Origin of the sequence: Ralstonia sp. 22086 (assembly GCF_052045975.1) — a bacterium.
GTDB classification, from domain to species: Bacteria; Pseudomonadota; Gammaproteobacteria; order Burkholderiales; family Burkholderiaceae; genus Ralstonia; species Ralstonia wenshanensis.
Map to the genome: position 1 here is coordinate 265,861 of NZ_JBQEPZ010000002.1, position 17,800 is coordinate 283,660.

Sequence of the window (17,800 nt, forward strand, 5' to 3'; positions counted from 1 at the left end):
ACCAACCGCTCTCGATTTTCTGAAGCCGCAGTCCTAAATGCTGACGTCCCTGCCTGATCAACCCTGTGGGGCGCGCCAACGAACGCTTGGCGCTGCCCAATCACAGTCCAGCAAGAATGGCCTTCGGCTCCAGAAACGCCTCCAGCCCAAACGTGCCGTACTCGCGGCCGATACCAGACTGCTTGAAGCCGCCGAACGGCGCGGCCGGTTCGTGTGCGAGCGTGTTGACGAGTACGCGTCCCGCTTCGATCCGCGACGCGACCTCGCGCGCACGCTTATCATCCGCCGAGACCACGTACGCCTGCAAGCCGTAGTTCGTGTCGTTGGCAATGGCAATCGCATCTTCAGTATCACGGTACGTGATGATCGACAGCACCGGGCCGAAAATCTCTTCGCGCGCGATCGTCATGTCATTCGTCACGTCGGAGAAGACAGTGGGTCGCACAAACCACCCGGCGTCGATACCATCCGGCCGGCCTTCGCCGCCTGCGATCAAACGCGCCCCCTCGTCGATGCCGATGCGGATATAGCGCTGCACGCGCTCCCACTGCTTCTGGCTGACCATGGGGCCGACAGTGGTTTGTGGATCACGCGGATCGCCCGCCTGCGTGCGCGCGACTTCTTCCCGCACGCGCGCTTCGAACTCCGCGAGCCTTTGCTGCGGCACGAGGATGCGCGTGCCCGCGATGCATGCCTGGCCGCTGTTCATGAAACCGGCCTGAATTACAAGCGGCATTACGTGGTCGAAGTCCGTATCGTCGAGCACGATCATCGGTGACTTGCCGCCGAGTTCGAGCGTCACGCGCTTCAACGTGTCGGCTCCGGCACGCAGAATCGATTTGCCGACTGCCGTGGAGCCGGTGAACGACAATTTCGCGACATCGGGATGTGAGCTAATCTGGGCACCGACCGTTTCACCGCGCCCCGTCACGATGTTGAATACGCCAGCCGGCAAGTCCGCCTCGTGCAACGCTTCGGTGACGATGCGGGTCTGGATCGCGCTCATCTCGCTCGGCTTGATAACGGCAGTGCAGCCCGCTGCCAACGCGGCGGCCAGCTTCCCGCAGATGAAGCCCGCGTTGCTATTCCACGGCGTGATCAGACCGGCGACGCCGAGCGGCTGCATCACTACTTCAGCGACGCCCGCGCGGCGCATGAACGCGTAGTCCTGTAGCACTTTCGCCGCTTCGAGCAGCACATTGCTCGCGTGCTGAGCCATCCACCGGCCACGCGAAACCGGCGCGCCATATTCGTCCGTGATCGCTTCGTAAAGCTCGTCCTCCTTCGCGACGACGGCTTCATGCATCCGCTTTAGCATGTCGATGCGCTCGCGCTTGTCGGTGCGCGAAAACGCGGGAAAGGCGCGCTTCGCGGCAGCGACCGCGTCGCACGCATCTTGCGCATCGGCGAGGCGTACGCGACCGATCACCTGTTCGGTCGCTGGATTGAAAAGATCGAACAGTTCGTCGCCGTGCGGCGTGACGAACGCGCCGTTGATATAGACCTTGTCGATGGTCTGCATTGCTGTTCCTGGATAGCGTGTTGGTTGCCACACAATAGACCGGACCAATTGCGCTAACAAGCCATACAATCCGGCATGTTGTGTTGAACAATTCAGGATAATGAAAACTTCGGGCCTGGGTGAACTGGAAGCGGTGCTGGCCGTCGCGCGTCATCGCAGCTTTCGCGCGGCCGCGACCGAACTGGGCGTCTCGACGTCCGCGCTTAGTCACTCGGTGGCGGCACTCGAAGCGCGCATCAGCGTGCGGCTGTTCAATCGCACGACGCGCAGCGTGTCGCTGTCAGAGGCCGGTGCGCAATTCGTTGACAGCATCGCGCCGGCGCTGTCGACAATCCGCGTCGCGATCGAACAGGTCGGCAACTTTCGCGACACGCCGTCGGGCACGTTGCGCATCAATACGTCGGCGGGGGCGGCGAAGCAGGTGATGCCGCTCTTTACTACATTCCTGCAGCGCTATCCGGAGATGAAGGTCGATATCGTTACCGAAGGACGGTTGATCGATATCGTCGTCGAAGGATTCGATGCGGGTATCCGTCTCGCAGAAACCGTCCCGCGGGACATGATTGCAGTGCCGTTCGGCGACAGGCAGCGCTTCGCCGTCGTCGGCAGTCCGATGTACTTCGCGCAACACAAGCCGCCGCGCACGCCCGCTGATCTGAACGCGCACAGCTGCATCCGCACGCGTATGCCGAGTGGCGCGATCTATCAGTGGGAGTTCGAGCGCCACGGCGAAGCGGTGCGTATTGACGGAAAGGGTGCGCTGACGCTCGACGAACCGGGCCTCATGCTGGCAGCAGCTCGCGCCGGTCTCGGTCTCGCCTATCTGACCGAGTGGACCGTCGCCGCGGATATCAAAGCGGGCACGTTGGTTCGCGTGCTGGAAGACTGGACGCCACCGCTCGACGGCCTCTGTCTGTACTACCCGGGCCGCCGCCATGTGCCAGCCGGACTGCGCGCACTGATCGACGTGATTCGAGAACATGCTGACGCGCGACGGACGGGTCGTGAGCTCCCGTCGGCGAAGGGAAAGGTACGCGGCGCACGGCGCTAGTGCCGAGTGACGAGCAACGGATGACCGATGGACCCTGAAAACTGCCGATGAGGTAGAGCTTGGTCCTGCGTCCGGTGTGGGTCGCGTTATGCTTTTTGCATCCGATGTGCGGCAGAGACGGTCGCCGCGCCCGGTCGTCGGGCGCTAGCCCGCAAGTTATAGCCATTCGCTCGAGCGCTGACATGGACACTCGAATGCCAAGTTCAATCGGATAAAGGCCCTTTTGTGCTGCACCAATCGAAGGCCGCGCGCACTCGAGAAACTTCATGCAATCGGGCATCGGCCGAGAGCAAGTGTCGTTCGTCAAAGTCCAGCTCACGGGATGTCCGCCACGTTTTTTTTCGCGTGCCCTGGCGTCCGTTATCCCGTCACAGGCGAATTCCGCGGACCCAATATCGAACCGGCGTGGATCGAGATTCCCCGAAGTGCTACCGTCTCTGTACCAACGGTCGGGCTCGGGGGAGGATCAGTGCGGCGCGTGCTTGCAGGGACTCCTCTTCAGCCACGGCGCGGGCGTGCGATCACTTAAAGGCGAGGGAATGTATGGACGAGGTGAAGGTAGGCTATGTGCAGTGGCCGGAGGGGCTAACGCACAGCGGGGCCGAATGGGACCGCATTAGAAGAAACGTCGAGGCGTCCCGCGTGGACCTGTTAATCACTAACGAGATGCCGTTCGGCAGTTGGCTTCCTGAGAGGTCGGAGTTCGACTCTTCCGCCGCGCATTCGTGGGCGGAAGCGCACGAGCAGGCGATCGATGCCTTGAAGGCGCTCCAGGTAAAGGCCGTTGTGTCCTCCCGGCCGGTGATACGCGGTGGCAAGCTTGTTAATGAGGCTTTCGGCTTACAAGACGGACAATATCGTTACCTGCATCACAAAAAATTCTTCCCGCAAGAAGCGGGCTTCTATGAGGAGACTTGGTTCGACCGTGGCCAATCCGGTTTTGAGACATTTGAACTAGCGGGGCTCGAAATCGGCGTGCTCCTGTGCACGGAATTGTTTTTTAACGAGCACGCTCGAGAATACGGTAGGGGCGGGGTCGATCTCATTGTGTGCCCCAGAGCAAGCGGGACGTCAATGCACCGGTGGAAGGCCGCTGGTGCATTGGCCGCGATAGTTTCGGGGGCTTATCTGATCAGCTCGAATCGCTATGGACCGGGTGAGCTCGGTCAGCAGTTTGGGGGAATGGGGTTCGCCTACGCGCCCGACGGTATGTTGATAGGCGAGACGAGCAAGGAGGCACCAGTTTGCGTGGCAAACGTGAGCGTCGCGCTTGCGCGTCAACAGAAAACTGAGTACCCCTGCTATGTTCGTGATTTGTAGGCCGAGCTATCAATTGATTGCGGGTTTCGATGGGGATCCATGGGTTGTGTGCACAACGGGGCGTTAATGCATGAAGGGCCGGACCAAGGCGGTCCACCCCTCTCCGGGCCGCCTTTATTTTTCTCGGGTATGCCCGCCATGGGGGGGGACATCGGCGCGGCGCGTGTCAGATTGCAAACCGCTTGTTCCATGGAGTCTCCCTCCATTCCTGCACTGAGCGGAAAAAAGTTTGTCTCAGCTTCTACCGGAGGGATATGTCCGATAGGATCAAGCATATTCGGATGTGGTTGAACTGGCGCACCCACCGCAGGGTGCCCAGTTCCACGTTCCCTCAGGCTCAGCGCTGCGACCGGAAGCTTGCGCGAGCCTCTGCTGAGAAAGCCTGCAACTGGTCCCAGATTCGATCTCTGGGCTTATCGAGCCGCCGCATATCGCGGTGCAGGGGTGTTCATCGACAGATGGCCCGACATCGCCTGCCGTGCGGCCTCCTAGGCATCCCATTCCTCGCCGGCATGCAACAGGGGGGGCTTCACCAGTTCATGCCGATCGAAGCCAACCAAGGCCGTATCGACCATGTCAGTGGCCCACATGAAGATCTCCTTGGGCAAGTGTTCGAGCGGAAGACCGCCGATCTGCGAGAAATCGGTGGCTGTGGCGAGGGCTTGTCGCTGTCACCCGGCTCTCTCTGCATGCCCTAGGGGTGCGGCAGATCGAAATTGGATTGGACATCGATGGTGCAGGGGGCGAGCCCAGCTTAGTGACGGCGATACAGAGCCATGAACGGAACAGAACCGCTTCCTTACTTTCGGTACCATCCTGCCCCCCTTGCCATGGGGGCCTGTCGCTGCTAGTGAAAAGATTTGCGCGTGCTGCAATCAGGCGCGCGGCTATATCTATGTAGGACCGGTCTATTCAGTCAACGATTTGCATGACGCGTTGTGCCCCTGGTGCATCGCCGATGGCTCTGCAGCGAGCAAGCTGGACGCATCTTTCGCAGACTCGCACCCTCTGGCGCGTGCGGGTGTGCCGGCAGAAGTTATGGAAGAGGTAAATCTTCGGACCCCAGGCTATATCTCTTGGCAACAGGAGTGGTGGCTTTCTCACTGTGGTGACGCTTGCGAGTTTCACGGCGATGCCAGTATCCAGGACATCGAGTCAGCATCCGACAGCACCAAGCAAGCTTGGCTGGTTGAGTAGAAGCAGGACGAGGCGACGTGGAGATGGGTCACGGAGGGCTACCAACCGGGTGGTGACTCCGCTCTGTACAAATTCGTCTGTAGGCACTGCCGGCAAGTGTTATTTGCCTGGGACTTATGCTGACCAGAAGTGAGGCAAATGCTTGTACGTCCGCTCCCGGCCAAAAGCGGTCTCTGGCATAGCATCAGGGAGCGCCGTCACGGTCTGCACTCTGCGAATTGCCGCGAAGGTGATGTCGCGCCCTAATGCACGTGGCGGTGATGGATGTCCGGGTAATGCGGGTGCTTATGGACCAATGGCTCATGCCGGTGGACATGCACGTGCGGTTCCTTCCCGTCCCACGCGAAATCATGCTCGTGCTGGTGGTGTTCATCATGCCGATGCGAGTGCATGTGCTCCATTGGCTCATGCATGTGTTCATGCTCGTGTCGCTCACGCAAATGTAGCCAGACACCGAGTGCCATCAACGCGGCGGCAATCCAGAAAAGTACTCCGGGGACTTCCGGCCAGATCAGGAAGGAAATCACAACGCCAAACAACGGCGCGACCGAGAAATACGCGCCAGTGCGCGCGGTTCCAAGGTGCCGAAGCGCCACGACGAACAGCGCCAGGCTGACGCCATACCCAGCAAAGCCGATCAGCATCGCCAAGATGAGTGTCTGCGCCGTCGGCAGGGCATTGCCGGCGGCCAGCGCAAAACCGGTATTGCAAGTGCCCGCCACCAAGCCCTTCAAGCATGCGATCAGCACCGCGTCATTGGAGGAGACATTGCGCGTCAGATTGTTGTCTATCGCCCAACAAGCGCAGGCTGCAACAATCAGCAGTGCGCTGGGTGACAAGCTCGCGGCGTCTGGCTGCCATGACAGCAGCATGCCGCCCGCAACGATGACAATCATCCCCAGGACAATCTGCCGATCGGCGTTTTCTTTGAATACGATCCACGCAATGAGGGCCGTGAAGACGCCCTCGACATTAAGCAGCAGCGATGCGGGCGCGGCTCCTGTCTGTGCTAATCCCGTCATCAGAAATGCCGGCCCAGCCACGCCACCCGCTACGATGGCGCCAAGCAGCCAGGGAATTTCCCTGCGTGGAATTGCCGGTCTGGTTGGCTCTGTCGGGCTGGCCCCCCGGGCCAACCGCCGGGCTAATAACACTCCGGCCAGCCCAAGACCACTGCCGAGGTAGAGCAGCCCAGCGAGCAGGATAGGCGAGATCGCGCCAGTCAACGTTTTGGCCAGTGGCGTGCTGGCGCCAAACAGCAGCGCGGCTGCCAGTGCGGGTGTCGCAGAGCGAATGGACATGGCGGAGAGTTTGGCAGGGGAGGCCAAATCCCATTGTCGCGCGTTCAGTTAGAGGCGAACAACCCTTGGGGTGGCAATGACGGGCCGAAAGTGCGGTATTGATCGTCCGTTCACGGCGCGGCCGCCTTGTCGGCAAATGGTTGTGGAGCAAAGGGCGCGCCGCCCATCCCTTACACCCCCGCCTCAATCAAATCCGAAATCTGCACCGACGCCCGCGCAAAATCCGTCAGCGCGCGAGCGCGCTTGTGCCGAAAGCTGCCGGCGGAGATGACGACGGGTTCTTTGGCGTCTCGGCAGCGCAGGAGGAGGGTGTACATGCCGAATTCGCTGACGATATGCGCTGCGCCCTGACGACCTATGTTGAACATAGGCCGTTCATATTGATCCGTCGACATCGATTCCGTGGCGATTGGACTGAAGAAATGGAAAGCCAGCAAAACACGCTTGAGCCGCGAGCCCAATCGCCCCTGGCACGGACCAGAAACCAGCGACGTACTCCGCCGCGGTCCTGTGGAAGCAGAGCACTGCAGTTGCAAACTCCGCAAACATCAAGACGGCAAAGGCGATTGCTCCCATCAGCAATGCGCCGTGAGGATCAGTCAGCAGACCATGCTGACTTGCGCTCCATCGTGACGCCTTCCAGCTCACGGCAAGCATGAGCGGTGCTTCCAACAATACGGCGACCGTCTCTCCCAAGCGAGGTACCAGGTACAAGACACGGATTGCCCCGAGAGCAAAGCCGACCGCAAAAACCCCCAATGCGTAGAGGCTGCCGGCTTTGGTGCACGCAACCCACCTCATAAATGTAGTCAGCAAATGACGAGATCGGTGTGCCCGAAGCCTTGCGAATAATCGAGCACGGAAATTACGGTTGGCCTGACGCGGAATATTCGGACTTCTTCCGGGGATGGCATCGGCATTGGCAGCGCAACCTGATCCGGATACTTGAGTGGAAGCATGCGCAGGATCTTTTTCGCCTCACCCAGATCGGTGACTGGATATGCGTGTGCGGCCATGGACAACCCGGCTATCGCCATCAGGTCGGACGTATCGTGATCGATCGTCAGAGAGACGCGGTTGTCTCGTGCCAAGTTGGCGGCTTTCTGACTTTCTAGGCCACAAAGGAAGTAGAGCGTAAGTCCCTCGCTGACGTACCCCACGGTTGTAGCCTGGGGCCAACCGTCAGGCCTTAACGTGGCGATTGTCATGATCCGGTGCTGATCCAGCAACGCCAGTATCTTTTCCTTGATCTGTTCATTCATGGGCGCCCCCTGGACTCGCTACAGACCTAGGATTGCCCACTGTGTGATGTGGATATTGACGTGGATCAATGGCAGGCCACGGCTGGCTTTGGCCCCGCGTCCCGCGCGTAGAGGCCCACCCTTTGTGGCGATCAGATGTTGGCCAAGGCTAAAAGCGCAGCGCCGAGTGGGTTGTCCGGGGTAGCCTTGGAGCTTGTAGATCGTGTGCGGAAGCTGGTGTAAAGCGTGTTCGCTCTAGCGACTGGAGACTGCGTTTCGGCCTGCGCGCTTGGCGTCATAGAGTGCCATATCCGCTCGGGCAAGGACTTCAGCAGTGACCCGTGCGGCCGAGCCTTGATATGCCTGGCCAGCCACGACGTGCTCGGTCGGAGTGTAGGTGGCTACGCCAATGCTGACTGTCACAACGCGACCCGCCGAAGGCGCAGGCAAGGCCGCTACTTCCACGTCACTGCGTACCCTCTCGGCTACCTGTTGCGCGCCGGCGCGTTCGGTGTCTGGGAGCAGCACGACAAATTCTTCTCCTCCATACCGGGCCACGAAATCGCTCCCGCGCTGTGTGGCAACTCCTGAGAGGATGCTCGCGACTGCCACCAAATAGGCGTCGCCGCGGCCATGGCCGAAGGTGTCGTTGATTCGTTTGAAGTGGTCAATGTCGATCATCAGAACCGACAGCGGGGTTCCATCTCGTTCGGCTCGCCGCCATTCTGTTTCCCAGCGGGTGTCAAACGCTTGCCGGTTTGCTATCTGCGTCAGTCCATCCAGTAGTGCCTGCTTTTCGAGCCGCCGATTTGCAGTAATGAGGGCGCGGTACAGGCGAGTGATTTCTGCAATCAACATTGAGAGCACCACGCCCGACGACAGAACACTCAGGAGTCGGGCTGCATACCAACCCACGGTGTACCTCGCGCCGCCTTGCAGGGTCAATACTGCGTCTGCAAGGCTGGCCAAGAGTGCTACGCAAACCCATACGTCCACCGAGCGCCGTAGCCGGGTCAGCGCAACATAGCCGACTAGGGCAGCAGCATTCGCGCCGATGACCGGCACGCCAAGGCTGTCAACAAGGTTTGCGTAGGTCCCGCCCTGAATGAGTTGCGGCAAAGCGCTCGTGCCCCAGATGGAAAGCGGCACCACGATTGTCGCGGCGATTGGGCCGACCCAGCGCGCAGCCCGAACGCCGCGAAAGGTACCTGTTTGCGGCTGTGCGCGCTGATAGAGACGTCGGCTCAAGCCGGCCAGCAACACCAAAAGGGGAAAGCCGGAATGCCAGAACGTCCACAGCCATACTGCTGTCTGTGAACCGGCGCCGAGCAGGCCTGCTTCCGAAAACACGCCCGGAAAGGTGGGCAGTTGCGCCGCGGCCCCGGCTGCAGCAAACACATAGGCGCCAGCAAGTGCGCCATAGAACGGGTCTCCTGCCAAGCGGGCGCGCTGCAGCAGAAGATAGCCGGTCAAACCTTCAAAGAGGACAACGGTTGTGAGGAAGATCGGCAAGAAGGGCCTGACTTCCGGCCACTGGAGGCGTGCAGCGCTCAAGGAAAATGCTGCCAAGGCAATAATGGCGACCGAGACAGCTGCAGCAATAAAAAGCTCAGGGCGGGAAGGGGCGACGCCTTCCACTTGCACGGTCTCAGTCATGAATCAGGGCGCGGATGATCATCGTGAAATATCGACTGCCCTTGTACAGTCTTTAGTTTGTGGAGGGGGGTTCCCCGTGAAATGACTTCGATTTCGGCAGTGCGGCAGTGTCAAGCTGGGCACAATGTTTTCGGCGGCGCGCGCACTTCCATCACCAGCCGCCGTCCAACGCGGCCTTGGCTGTAGCGGTCGGCACCCATGTTGAGCTGTGCGTTCGTTAGAGCGAGTATTCGATGCGGGGGGAGGACAGGCATGGCAGGAGTGCTGTACCGACGTGAGTCCAGCGGCATTCATGACTCGCAGTGCGGGGGCAATGGCAATTTTTTCCGTCACATGTGCGCAACGTCTGCGCACAATAAATGTATTTAAGACAATACATTTGTCGGCTGCACTGGTACATTGGATTTAAGAGCTCCGCTCTCTCCACGGCCTTCAAGGCGGTCCATCTCTCTCCGGACCGTCTTTATTTTTTTCTCGGGTATGCCCGCCATGGGGGGGGACATCGGCGCTTCACGGCGCAGACTGCCCAGGTTCTCACGCACACCCCCTAATCTCCGCGCGGGAGTGTCAACACCTTGCGCTATCACCGGCAATCTCTTGAACTGCCGTCATGCCATTACTCTCGCCGGGTGCCGCTATCCCGCCAGCGATCGATTTTGGAACGAGCTTTCGATGCCGATTCGGTAGTCTTGCTGATCCTTTGCCGGTCTCGCCTCAAACTCGACAAGATCGCCGGCCGCCGTGAGATGAATCCGAGACGTAGGTCGAGATCCGGTCGTTGCACCGATTAGGAAAGGGTGCTCGTGTCCGGCTAGCATGAGTTCGTAGGTCAGAGATGACGCGCCCGCAAAGAGGAACGATCCGATCCTCGTAACGGTACCTGAGACGACTTCATTTTTTTCGGTAGTCTTTTTGGCGAACATATTCGACTCCTTGCCCATATGGGAGGCACAGTTGAATCAAGTGCCGGCCATAGAACACCTAGCGGCATTAAGCGGGGTAAGGCAGATGGCCGACAGCCCTTTCTTACCACGCACGATATAACGGCCGGATGACGGGGCGAGGATCGGTTACGTTGGAGCGGTTCTATTCCTGTTCACTGGATCAACTGTAAACATACCGTCCTATCGCGTAATTTGTGTTATGTTAAATCAATGAGGGACGGGCAAAAAGCTGGACCGCTAGATCAGCCCGGCAGGCTCCACCGCCCGCTCCCAGCTGTAAATCACCACACCCCGCTGCGCCACCTTGCTCCTCACCCGCGGTGTAATTGACATCCACCGCTTCCCGACCACGGCAGCAGCGAAATGTCTGCTAACCAGAAGCAGGACGCCCCTCCACATGAAGCAGCATCGGCTCTTTAAATGACCCGGCAATAGACTCACGCGTTTTTTCATAGCGCGTTGCTGAAAACAGTATTAAGTGGCGAGCAAACTGGCCGATAAGAGGATATCCAGACAAATGTCTTGTCGAATACCGCCTCGGTGTTCTTGCCTCACCCAGATCTCATGCTCAGCTCTCTCGTTCTGGTAGGTATTGTGATCATGTCTTGCCTGATGAGCGTCGCCATTCTGGGTTCGCTGCTTCAGACAGGGGTGCCCGGTATCGCTCGCTGGTGCGTGGCTCATGCACTGCTGGCCATTGCCTTGGCGTGGATGTTGGTCGCAGGTGCTCAGCCAGGAAAGTTCACGACCACCGGAGCGGCGTTCTTTGCCCTGACAGCCGTGCTGTTGCTCGTGCAGGGTATGCGTCAGTTCTTCGGCAAGGGTGCCGCGCGGCGCAGCGAAACGGCGGCATTCGTCATCGCTTTCGCTGCGGTGGTCTACTTCACTTGCGGGACGCCGAACGTCGGTGCAAAGATCGCGCTCGTATCCGCTTTGCTTGCCTACGCACGGATCGCTGCCGGTACGCTGGCTCTGCGTCACGCGCCGCGTGGCGGCGCGCGCTACCCCTATCGATTCGTTGCGGCGGCAGCTTATCTGGGCGCTTTGTTCCATATCGCGCGCGCCGTCGGCGGAGCGTTCGGTATGCCCGAAGTGGCTATCCTGGATCCCTCGCCCTGGAACGTTCTGTTTCTCGGGCTTGCGATTGTCACATTGCCGTGCCTGTCAACCGGGATGGTGATGCTCGCGCATGATCAACTCGCACGAAAGATGGAACACCTCGCCAGTATTGACGAGCTGACTGGTGCACTGATGCGACGCGCATTCATGGCGAAGGCGACCGCTTTGCTTTCCGACGCGGTCGAAATGGGCAAGCCGGTGTCGATCGCAATTCTGGACATCGACGAGTTTAAAGCGGTCAACGATGCTTTCGGCCATGCGGTCGGCGATCGAATCCTCACGCACGTTGCGTCGATCGTATCCGCGCGCCTGCGATCGACAGACCTCTTCGGGCGTCTTGGCGGCGAGGAGTTTGCGATCATTTTCGTGGATACCAGAAAGGCTGACGCGGCAGCCGTGACGGATGAGCTTCGACTTGCCGTCGAACGGTCGCCAAGAGAGGGTGTGCATTGCACATTCAGCGCGGGGGTGGAATGTGTCTTGCCCGGAGATACGCTGGCAATTGCCTTGGCGCGGGCGGACGCGACGCTGTATCGCGCCAAGGCCGCAGGGCGCAACCGAGTCTTGATGGCGCCAGAAGGCGACAGGCGCAAAGTCGAAGCGCATTCAACCGCCGTCGCTTAAATGACAATTGATGAATCGATGACGGCGGAACGCGGTTTAACGAAGAACAATCGCCAAATTTCCCGATTCAAGTCCAGTTCAGCTAGGTAGTTCCCAACGGAGAGCGCACTCCTCCCCTCTAGTGGGTGGTTAAGTTTCTTTTCAATCCAATGATAATGAAGGCACGCAGAATACTTAAAAGGCCGTACCGTTGCGTGTTCTGCGCTTTCCGACGCTCTTCCGAGGGAGAAGGCGTCAGCGCCCGATTCGTGTGCAGGGGCGCTTTTTTTCTGTCAGCAGCAAACGTTTGAGGTAAATGACTGAATCGAGTCCCACCCTCATCAGTGAGCGACGTTAAAAGGCCGGTTAGAACAAGCCTGCTATTGGCCGATGTGGTTGGTGACTATGCCTGCAGACTACGGGCTGCTGTCGACCCTTGGCAGCGGCGCTCACTTGCCCCTCCGCAACGGCCGTTTTCGAAGCCCGAACAGCCGCCCTCTAATCTAAGACAGCCCCTTGCGATCCCAAGGCGGTTCATCGCCGAACGTCTCGGCGAGGTAATCGACAAACCGACGCACTTTGACCGGTATGCGCTGCGTGCTTGGGTAGACTGCCTGAATCGTCAGCTCAGCGGGGCGATAGGCCGGCAGTAGCTCCACAAGTTCACCGCGCCGAATGTGGGCGCCGAACACGAAGGTCGGGCCGTACACAATGCCCGCTCCCGCAACAGCGGCAGCGAGCAGCATCTGTGTGTTGTTGGCCGTCATCCGGCAAGGTCCTTCGATGACGTGCACGCGGTTCTCGTGGTCGCGCAATGTCCAATCTCCGGCCGACACGGCCTCGCTGAAGGCCAGTCGTTGCGCGCTGAGCAAATCTTCCGGCCTGTGCGGCGTTCCGTGGCGCTCGAGGTAGGCAGGAGAAGCACACACGACCATTCGGCACGGCGCAAGTCTGCGTGTCACAAGTCCCGGGGCCTCCAGCCGTCCGATCCGGATTGCAACGTCAACGCCCGCATCGATGAGATCGACATAGCGGTCTCCAAGCTGCACTTCCACAGTGACGTTCGGGTGATCCTCCATGTAGCGCGCCACGACCTCGCCCAAGTGCATCGCGCCGAATGTGACAGGCGCCGCGATGCGCAACACACCGCGGGCCGTGCCTTGAGAATCGCTCGCTTCCCGCCTTGCTTCATCGAAGGCTTCGAGAATCCGCTTGCTGCGTTCGTAGTAAGTCTGGCCGGTATCGGTGAGACTCAAGCGCCGGGTGGTGCGGTGGAGTAGCCGTGCATTCAGTTCGGCCTCGATGGCACTCACGTGCTTGCCAGCCATCGCTGCCGACAGCCCAAAGCGGCGAGCTGCCGCAGCCAGGCTGCCCTCCTCCACGGCGGCGACGAATACGCCGAGGCTTGTAAGCCGGTCCATGTTGCCCTCCAATTCGATAACGGCATTATCGGCTGAATAGTCGAATCCGAAAATTATCAAACTGGAGAATCGAATTTACGATGCGCCGATCAGCTAACGGACAGGAGCACAAACATGGTAATCGCGTCGAACGGCACGCAAATTCACGTCAAACAGCGGGGCAACGGCGAGCTGGCGCTCGTGTTCCTGCACTACTACGGTGGCTCGGCGCGAACATGGGACGCGGTCGCAGACGAACTGGCTGACAGGTACAGGATCGTTGCCACCGATCACCGCGGCTGGGGCGACTCCGAGGCGCCCGCCGACCACTACGGCATCGCTGACCTCGCCGCCGACGCCGAAGGCGTTATCGAAGCACTAGGGCTACGCCGCTACGTTCTGATCGGTCATTCGATGGGCGGGAAGGTCGCGCAACTGATCGCATCGCGCCGGCCGAACGGCCTGGAAGGTCTTGTGCTGGTCGCGCCGTCGCCGCCGTCGCCGATGCTCCTTTCCGACGCCCAGCGGGCGACATTGGCCGGCGCCTATCAAACGCGCGAGTCCGTGGAATTCGTCATCGATCACGTGTTGACCGCGAAACCGCTCAACGCCGCGTACCGCGAGCAAGTCATCGAGGACAGTCTGAGGGGCGCGCCGCAAGCCAAGTCGGCCTGGCCCGAGCTGGCCATGCGCGAAGACATTACTGCGGCAACAACGTCGATCGAAGCACCGACAATCGTCATCTCCGGCGAGCTCGACCAGGTGGATCGCATCGCAACACTCCAGGCAGAACTGTTGCCGCGCATCCCGCATGCGGCGATGCACGTTCTGCCCGGAACGGGACACTTATCGCCCCTGGAAGCCCCGGCGGAAGTGGCGCGGCTCATTGCGCGATTCGTCGCTGCGATCGAAAGCAAGTCAGTCGTATGCCGTGCGCCCGACCAGGTTCCGGTCGCTTTCGATGCCGCGTTGACCGCCGGCGATCTCGATGCCGTGCTCGGCTTGTTCAGCAACCAGGCCACGATGCGGATGACGAATGGCGAGGTGGTGCAGGAGAGCCCCGCCGGGTTGCGCACCGGCTTGGCTCAGTTGCTGGCATTGCGCCCGCGTATCCGTAACGAAGTGCGCCGCGTACTCACGAGCGGCGACATCGCCCTCGTCCTGCTCGACTGGACCCTGAACGTGACGCTACCGGACGGTCGCGATCACGAAGAGCGCGGCACCGCTACGCAAGTGATGGAAAAGGGCCGCGATGGTGGGTGGAGGCTGCGGATATCCAACCCAGCTGGGTTGAACTGAAGGGCGTCGGAGGGGGAACGCCCCTCACCTCGCCCCCCTTTGCCAATTTTCGTCCGCGTGGAATCGATCCACCCTGCATCCGATCTCGCATGGCAGACGTATATGACATCAGCGCTGCGCCGGGCTTGAGCCAAGTCGCGCGCGCCCGATCCATACCCCTGCCAAAGGAGACTGACCCATGAAGCGAGCCCTGCTACTGGTTTTGACGTTGACCACCGCGACGCTGAGCGCATGCGGAGGCGGCGACGATGCGCCCATGTCGATGGCGTCGACGGCGTCGACAGCACAATTTCCACAAAACGCCGACATGTGGGCCGGACTTGGCGGAGATGCCAGCGCACCGGCCGCCATTTCGAAGGTGGTCGACGACGCGGTGTCCGGTCTGCTGGCGGACCCCAAGGAAGCACCGTACTTTGCCAACATCGGTCAGCCCGGACACGATACGGTCGGGCGTCTCAAGGCTTGCCTGAACCTCCAGTTCAAGGCGCTGTTCGGCGGCCCCTTCAGCTATCCGGGGCAAGTCACGGCGGACGGCACCACCGTCATGTGTGACGACATGGCCGCCGCGCATTCGGACGTTGGCATCCCGGGCTGCGTGTTCGATCAGTTCATCACCGACGCCGCCGCCGTCATGAAGACCGATGGCGTTCCCGATACCTACATCTCGCGTGTGGCGCCTGTCCTTACCGGCCTGAAGTCCACCATCGTGTCGTCGATGCCTCAGTACCTGGGCCCCAACACGGCCCAGAACTGCCAATGAAACCGGCCCGCGCGCTGAAACGCTACGCATTGCCCAGCGTGGCAGCGCTCACGGTCGCGTTCGGCCTTGTCGGGGCAATGCACTTGAAAGCAGCCCGCCCGTTGCTTGCCATGCTGGGCGTGCCCTGCCCTGTCGACAGCACCACGGCAGCGCAAGTCAGCGCGCTGCGTGCGAGCGGACTGGCGCAGCTGCGCGCCAGCCAGCCGGCACCGGCCCGTCCGCTCCCGGGCGGGTTCGTGCTGGACGGCACGACCGCCACCGAGGCTGTTCGCTGGGCACATGAAAACGGCGTGGCCTGTGACGCTGTCACGCACGGCTACAACTATCTCCGCTGCCGTGGCGTTGACGCCCGCAAGCTCGGGCTTGCCGGCCCGCCCGTCAGCGAGTTGTGGCTCAGCTTCGGTCCGAGCGGCCGTCTCGTCGGCGTCGACATCTACCGTCGGGGCATGAACGCGAGTGACACAACCACCGCCTGGAACGGAGCGACGCATGCATTGCGCGACGCGCTCGGTACGCCGACTGCGATGATGGGCGATGCATCGCCGCAGGTACTGAGCCAATCGCCATTGCAGACGGCACGTTTGCAGTATCGATTCTCGGACTACCTGGCGATCGTCACCGCGAGCAACCTGCCTTACGCCGGACTGGCAGTGCGAGAGCAGTACATGTCGTCGCGCATTTGATTGCAGTTGGAAGCGAACGGTCTTTGCGTCATACCTTCGGCCTCTTGGTCGAAGGTATTTTTTTTGCCCGCTGAATAAGCAAAAGCCGGCGAAATCGCCGGCGTTCACTGAAACACTTATCTGGATGATGCCGGTGGAACACTCTCCGCCCGCATCATCCAGACTTTCTACCGTCATCCCCTTGCGCTGGGCGGGGCAATCGATATCACGTCTCTTGCATCGCGCCCTTGCCGACGACCGGACCTGTTGGCTGACCCGTTGGAGAACCGCCCTTCGGCTCAACCGAAACGGCAAGCACAGCGCGAACGTTAAGCTTGGCTGCATTTTCCTTCGACAGCGCAATCGACGTGGACCGATTCGACGAGAACACACCCAACGAGATCGGCTTGCTGTTCTCGGGAATCAACCAAAGTTCGGTCGAGGCGCTGTCGGAGACCTGCAACGCAACAGCCGGCACCACGACGATTTCACGTCTTGCCGTGTCGATCGTCATCGTCCAACGCGGCAAGCCATTGTCGCCGGTGATGGCCGCGGCAATATAGGCGGGCTTGGCGCCCGTCGGCGTTCCGACAGGTGACAACACGGACAGGTTCACCGCAACAACCGCGATCGTCGCAAAGGAAGTTGCGAGCGCCACGGCGCGCCACAGCCGAATGCTGTTCCAGATCCGACGCACCTGCGACTCACCCGCAGGCGCTGCGGCCTCTGTGCGCTCAACGTGGCCAAGGTCGGCCTGAATCCGCTTCCATACCCGCGCGGGCGGCTGCATGCCGGTCACGGCCTCACCCAACGGAGAGAGGCGCGCCTCCCAGGCGCTGACGGAGTGCCTCAGGGCGACGTCTTCGTCCAACGCGCGCTCAAGCGCCCGCCGTTCGTCACTGTCAAGGAGTCCGAGGACATATTCAGCGCATTCCAAATCGCGATCGTGCGTCATGGCTGCAGCTCCATGCACGCCTTGAGCTGCAGCAGGCTGCGCCGCACCCAGCTCTTCATCGTCCCGATCGGCACACTCAGGCGCGTTGCGAGTTCTGCGTAGCTCGCGCCTGTGTAAAACGCTTCCACGATGACACCCCGCTGCCGCGCTTCAAGCTTTTGAATGCAGCCATTGAGACGCCGACGCTCCTGACTCATGTCCGCCGCCTCGTGTGGCGTTGCTTGCTCGTCGACGATGTGCGTCCAGTCGGTTTCATCCCCCGTTGTCTCGCGCGACTGACGCAGGCGATCGATCGACTTGTTCCGCGCGAGTGAAATCAGCCATGTCATGGCCGTTCCCCGCGCAGGATCGAATTGATCGGCGCGTTGCCAAATGGCGACATAGATTTCCTGGAGCACGTCTTCCGCTTCACCTGAGCTGCGAAGAATGCCGTACGCGAGCGAATAGAGTTTGGGCGACGTGAGGGCGTAAAGATCGGCGAAGGCGCTGCGACTGCCTTGCGCAGTCTGCTTGAGCAGTTCAAGCAGCCGTTCCCGCCCCTCCTCCTGCCGCGCTGATAGTGAGTCCTCAGACTCGAGCAAAGATGCTCCGACAACGTGCATATGATTTCGCGTGCCTCGGTTGCCCGCAACGGGATGCGGCAAAGGTATACCAACGGCATCGTTCGCGCAACGAACGTCCGGGGTGTGGCGAAGTCTGGATGGCATGCCGGTCCTCTGATCACCGTTTGAGCACGCGCGAGAGCGCCCGCCCTCGCGCTGAACCCGACT

At 60.7% G+C, this 17,800-nt stretch carries 15 protein-coding genes and 1 pseudogene; 7 read left to right on the forward strand and 9 right to left on the reverse strand.

The window, feature by feature from the left end:
- Positions 1 to 100: 100 nt before the first annotated feature.
- On the reverse strand, positions 101 to 1,522 hold the full coding sequence (locus tag ACTJK6_RS10325; protein ID WP_440838963.1) for an aldehyde dehydrogenase family protein: 1,422 nt from the start codon (positions 1,520 to 1,522) through the stop codon (positions 101 to 103).
- A gap of 100 nt (positions 1,523 to 1,622) precedes the next feature.
- Between ACTJK6_RS10325 and ACTJK6_RS10330 the strand changes: the two genes are divergently transcribed.
- Positions 1,623 to 2,573, forward strand: coding sequence for a LysR family transcriptional regulator (locus ACTJK6_RS10330; RefSeq protein ID WP_232039572.1), 951 nt, complete (start codon positions 1,623 to 1,625; stop codon positions 2,571 to 2,573).
- Between the two features lie 543 nt (positions 2,574 to 3,116).
- On the forward strand, positions 3,117 to 3,893 hold the full coding sequence (locus ACTJK6_RS10335) for a carbon-nitrogen hydrolase family protein (protein ID WP_232039574.1): 777 nt from the start codon (positions 3,117 to 3,119) through the stop codon (positions 3,891 to 3,893).
- Positions 3,894 to 4,306: 413 nt separating this feature from the next.
- Here ACTJK6_RS10335 and ACTJK6_RS10340 read toward each other — a convergent pair.
- A pseudogene (locus ACTJK6_RS10340) lies at positions 4,307 to 4,549 on the reverse strand (SDR family NAD(P)-dependent oxidoreductase); the annotation flags it as partial.
- Between the two features lie 169 nt (positions 4,550 to 4,718).
- Between ACTJK6_RS10340 and ACTJK6_RS10345 the strand changes: the two are divergent.
- Positions 4,719 to 5,090, forward strand: a complete 372-nt coding sequence (locus tag ACTJK6_RS10345; protein ID WP_440838964.1) for a CbrC family protein — start codon at positions 4,719 to 4,721, stop codon at positions 5,088 to 5,090.
- Between the two features lie 242 nt (positions 5,091 to 5,332).
- Here the strand turns inward: ACTJK6_RS10345 and ACTJK6_RS10350 are convergent, their stop codons facing one another.
- From ACTJK6_RS10350 to ACTJK6_RS10365, 4 genes are all read right to left on the reverse strand, one after another.
- A complete protein-coding gene (locus ACTJK6_RS10350; protein WP_232039576.1) occupies positions 5,333 to 6,391 on the reverse strand; it encodes a DMT family transporter in 1,059 nt (352 codons plus the stop codon).
- 170 nt (positions 6,392 to 6,561) lie between these two features.
- Positions 6,562 to 6,786, reverse strand: a complete 225-nt coding sequence (locus ACTJK6_RS10355) for a hypothetical protein (RefSeq protein ID WP_316870944.1) — start codon at positions 6,784 to 6,786, stop codon at positions 6,562 to 6,564.
- A gap of 414 nt (positions 6,787 to 7,200) precedes the next feature.
- Entirely contained in the window at positions 7,201 to 7,653 is a 453-nt protein-coding gene (locus ACTJK6_RS10360; protein WP_440838965.1) for a pyridoxamine 5'-phosphate oxidase family protein, read from the reverse strand.
- A 234-nt stretch (positions 7,654 to 7,887) separates the two neighbouring features.
- Positions 7,888 to 9,288: a sensor domain-containing diguanylate cyclase gene (locus ACTJK6_RS10365; RefSeq protein WP_440838967.1), complete on the reverse strand. Its 1,401-nt coding sequence runs from the start codon at positions 9,286 to 9,288 to the stop codon at positions 7,888 to 7,890.
- Positions 9,289 to 10,796: 1,508 nt separating this feature from the next.
- Here ACTJK6_RS10365 and ACTJK6_RS10370 point away from each other — a divergent pair.
- Complete coding sequence (locus ACTJK6_RS10370; protein ID WP_440838968.1) at positions 10,797 to 11,975, forward strand: GGDEF domain-containing protein; 1,179 nt, start codon at positions 10,797 to 10,799, stop codon at positions 11,973 to 11,975.
- A gap of 482 nt (positions 11,976 to 12,457) precedes the next feature.
- On the opposite strand, the gene ACTJK6_RS10375 is transcribed toward ACTJK6_RS10370, so the two are convergent.
- Positions 12,458 to 13,375 carry a LysR family transcriptional regulator gene (locus ACTJK6_RS10375; protein ID WP_440838969.1) on the reverse strand — a complete coding sequence of 306 codons (918 nt, stop codon included), beginning with the start codon at positions 13,373 to 13,375 and terminating at the stop codon, positions 12,458 to 12,460.
- Positions 13,376 to 13,489: 114 nt separating this feature from the next.
- On the opposite strand from ACTJK6_RS10375, the gene ACTJK6_RS10380 reads away from it, so the two are divergent.
- The 3 genes from ACTJK6_RS10380 (at position 13,490) to ACTJK6_RS10390 (ending at position 16,096) form a co-directional block, all read left to right on the forward strand.
- Positions 13,490 to 14,653, forward strand: coding sequence for an alpha/beta fold hydrolase (locus ACTJK6_RS10380; protein ID WP_440838971.1), 1,164 nt, complete (start codon positions 13,490 to 13,492; stop codon positions 14,651 to 14,653).
- Between the two features lie 178 nt (positions 14,654 to 14,831).
- Positions 14,832 to 15,413 carry a hypothetical protein gene (locus tag ACTJK6_RS10385; protein ID WP_232039587.1) on the forward strand — a complete coding sequence of 194 codons (582 nt, stop codon included), beginning with the start codon at positions 14,832 to 14,834 and terminating at the stop codon, positions 15,411 to 15,413.
- On the forward strand, positions 15,410 to 16,096 hold the full coding sequence (locus ACTJK6_RS10390; RefSeq protein ID WP_440838972.1) for a hypothetical protein: 687 nt from the start codon (positions 15,410 to 15,412) through the stop codon (positions 16,094 to 16,096). Before ACTJK6_RS10385 ends, ACTJK6_RS10390 begins: the two co-directional genes overlap by 4 nt.
- Before the next feature lie 205 nt (positions 16,097 to 16,301).
- Here the strand turns inward: ACTJK6_RS10390 and ACTJK6_RS10395 are convergent, their stop codons facing one another.
- Both ACTJK6_RS10395 and ACTJK6_RS10400 read right to left on the reverse strand, forming a co-directional pair.
- Positions 16,302 to 17,030, reverse strand: a complete 729-nt coding sequence (locus ACTJK6_RS10395) for an anti-sigma factor (RefSeq protein ID WP_316870929.1) — start codon at positions 17,028 to 17,030, stop codon at positions 16,302 to 16,304.
- Positions 17,027 to 17,737, reverse strand: coding sequence for a sigma-70 family RNA polymerase sigma factor (locus ACTJK6_RS10400; protein ID WP_313903666.1), 711 nt, complete (start codon positions 17,735 to 17,737; stop codon positions 17,027 to 17,029). Before ACTJK6_RS10400 ends, ACTJK6_RS10395 begins: the two co-directional genes overlap by 4 nt.
- Positions 17,738 to 17,800 lie beyond the last annotated feature (63 nt).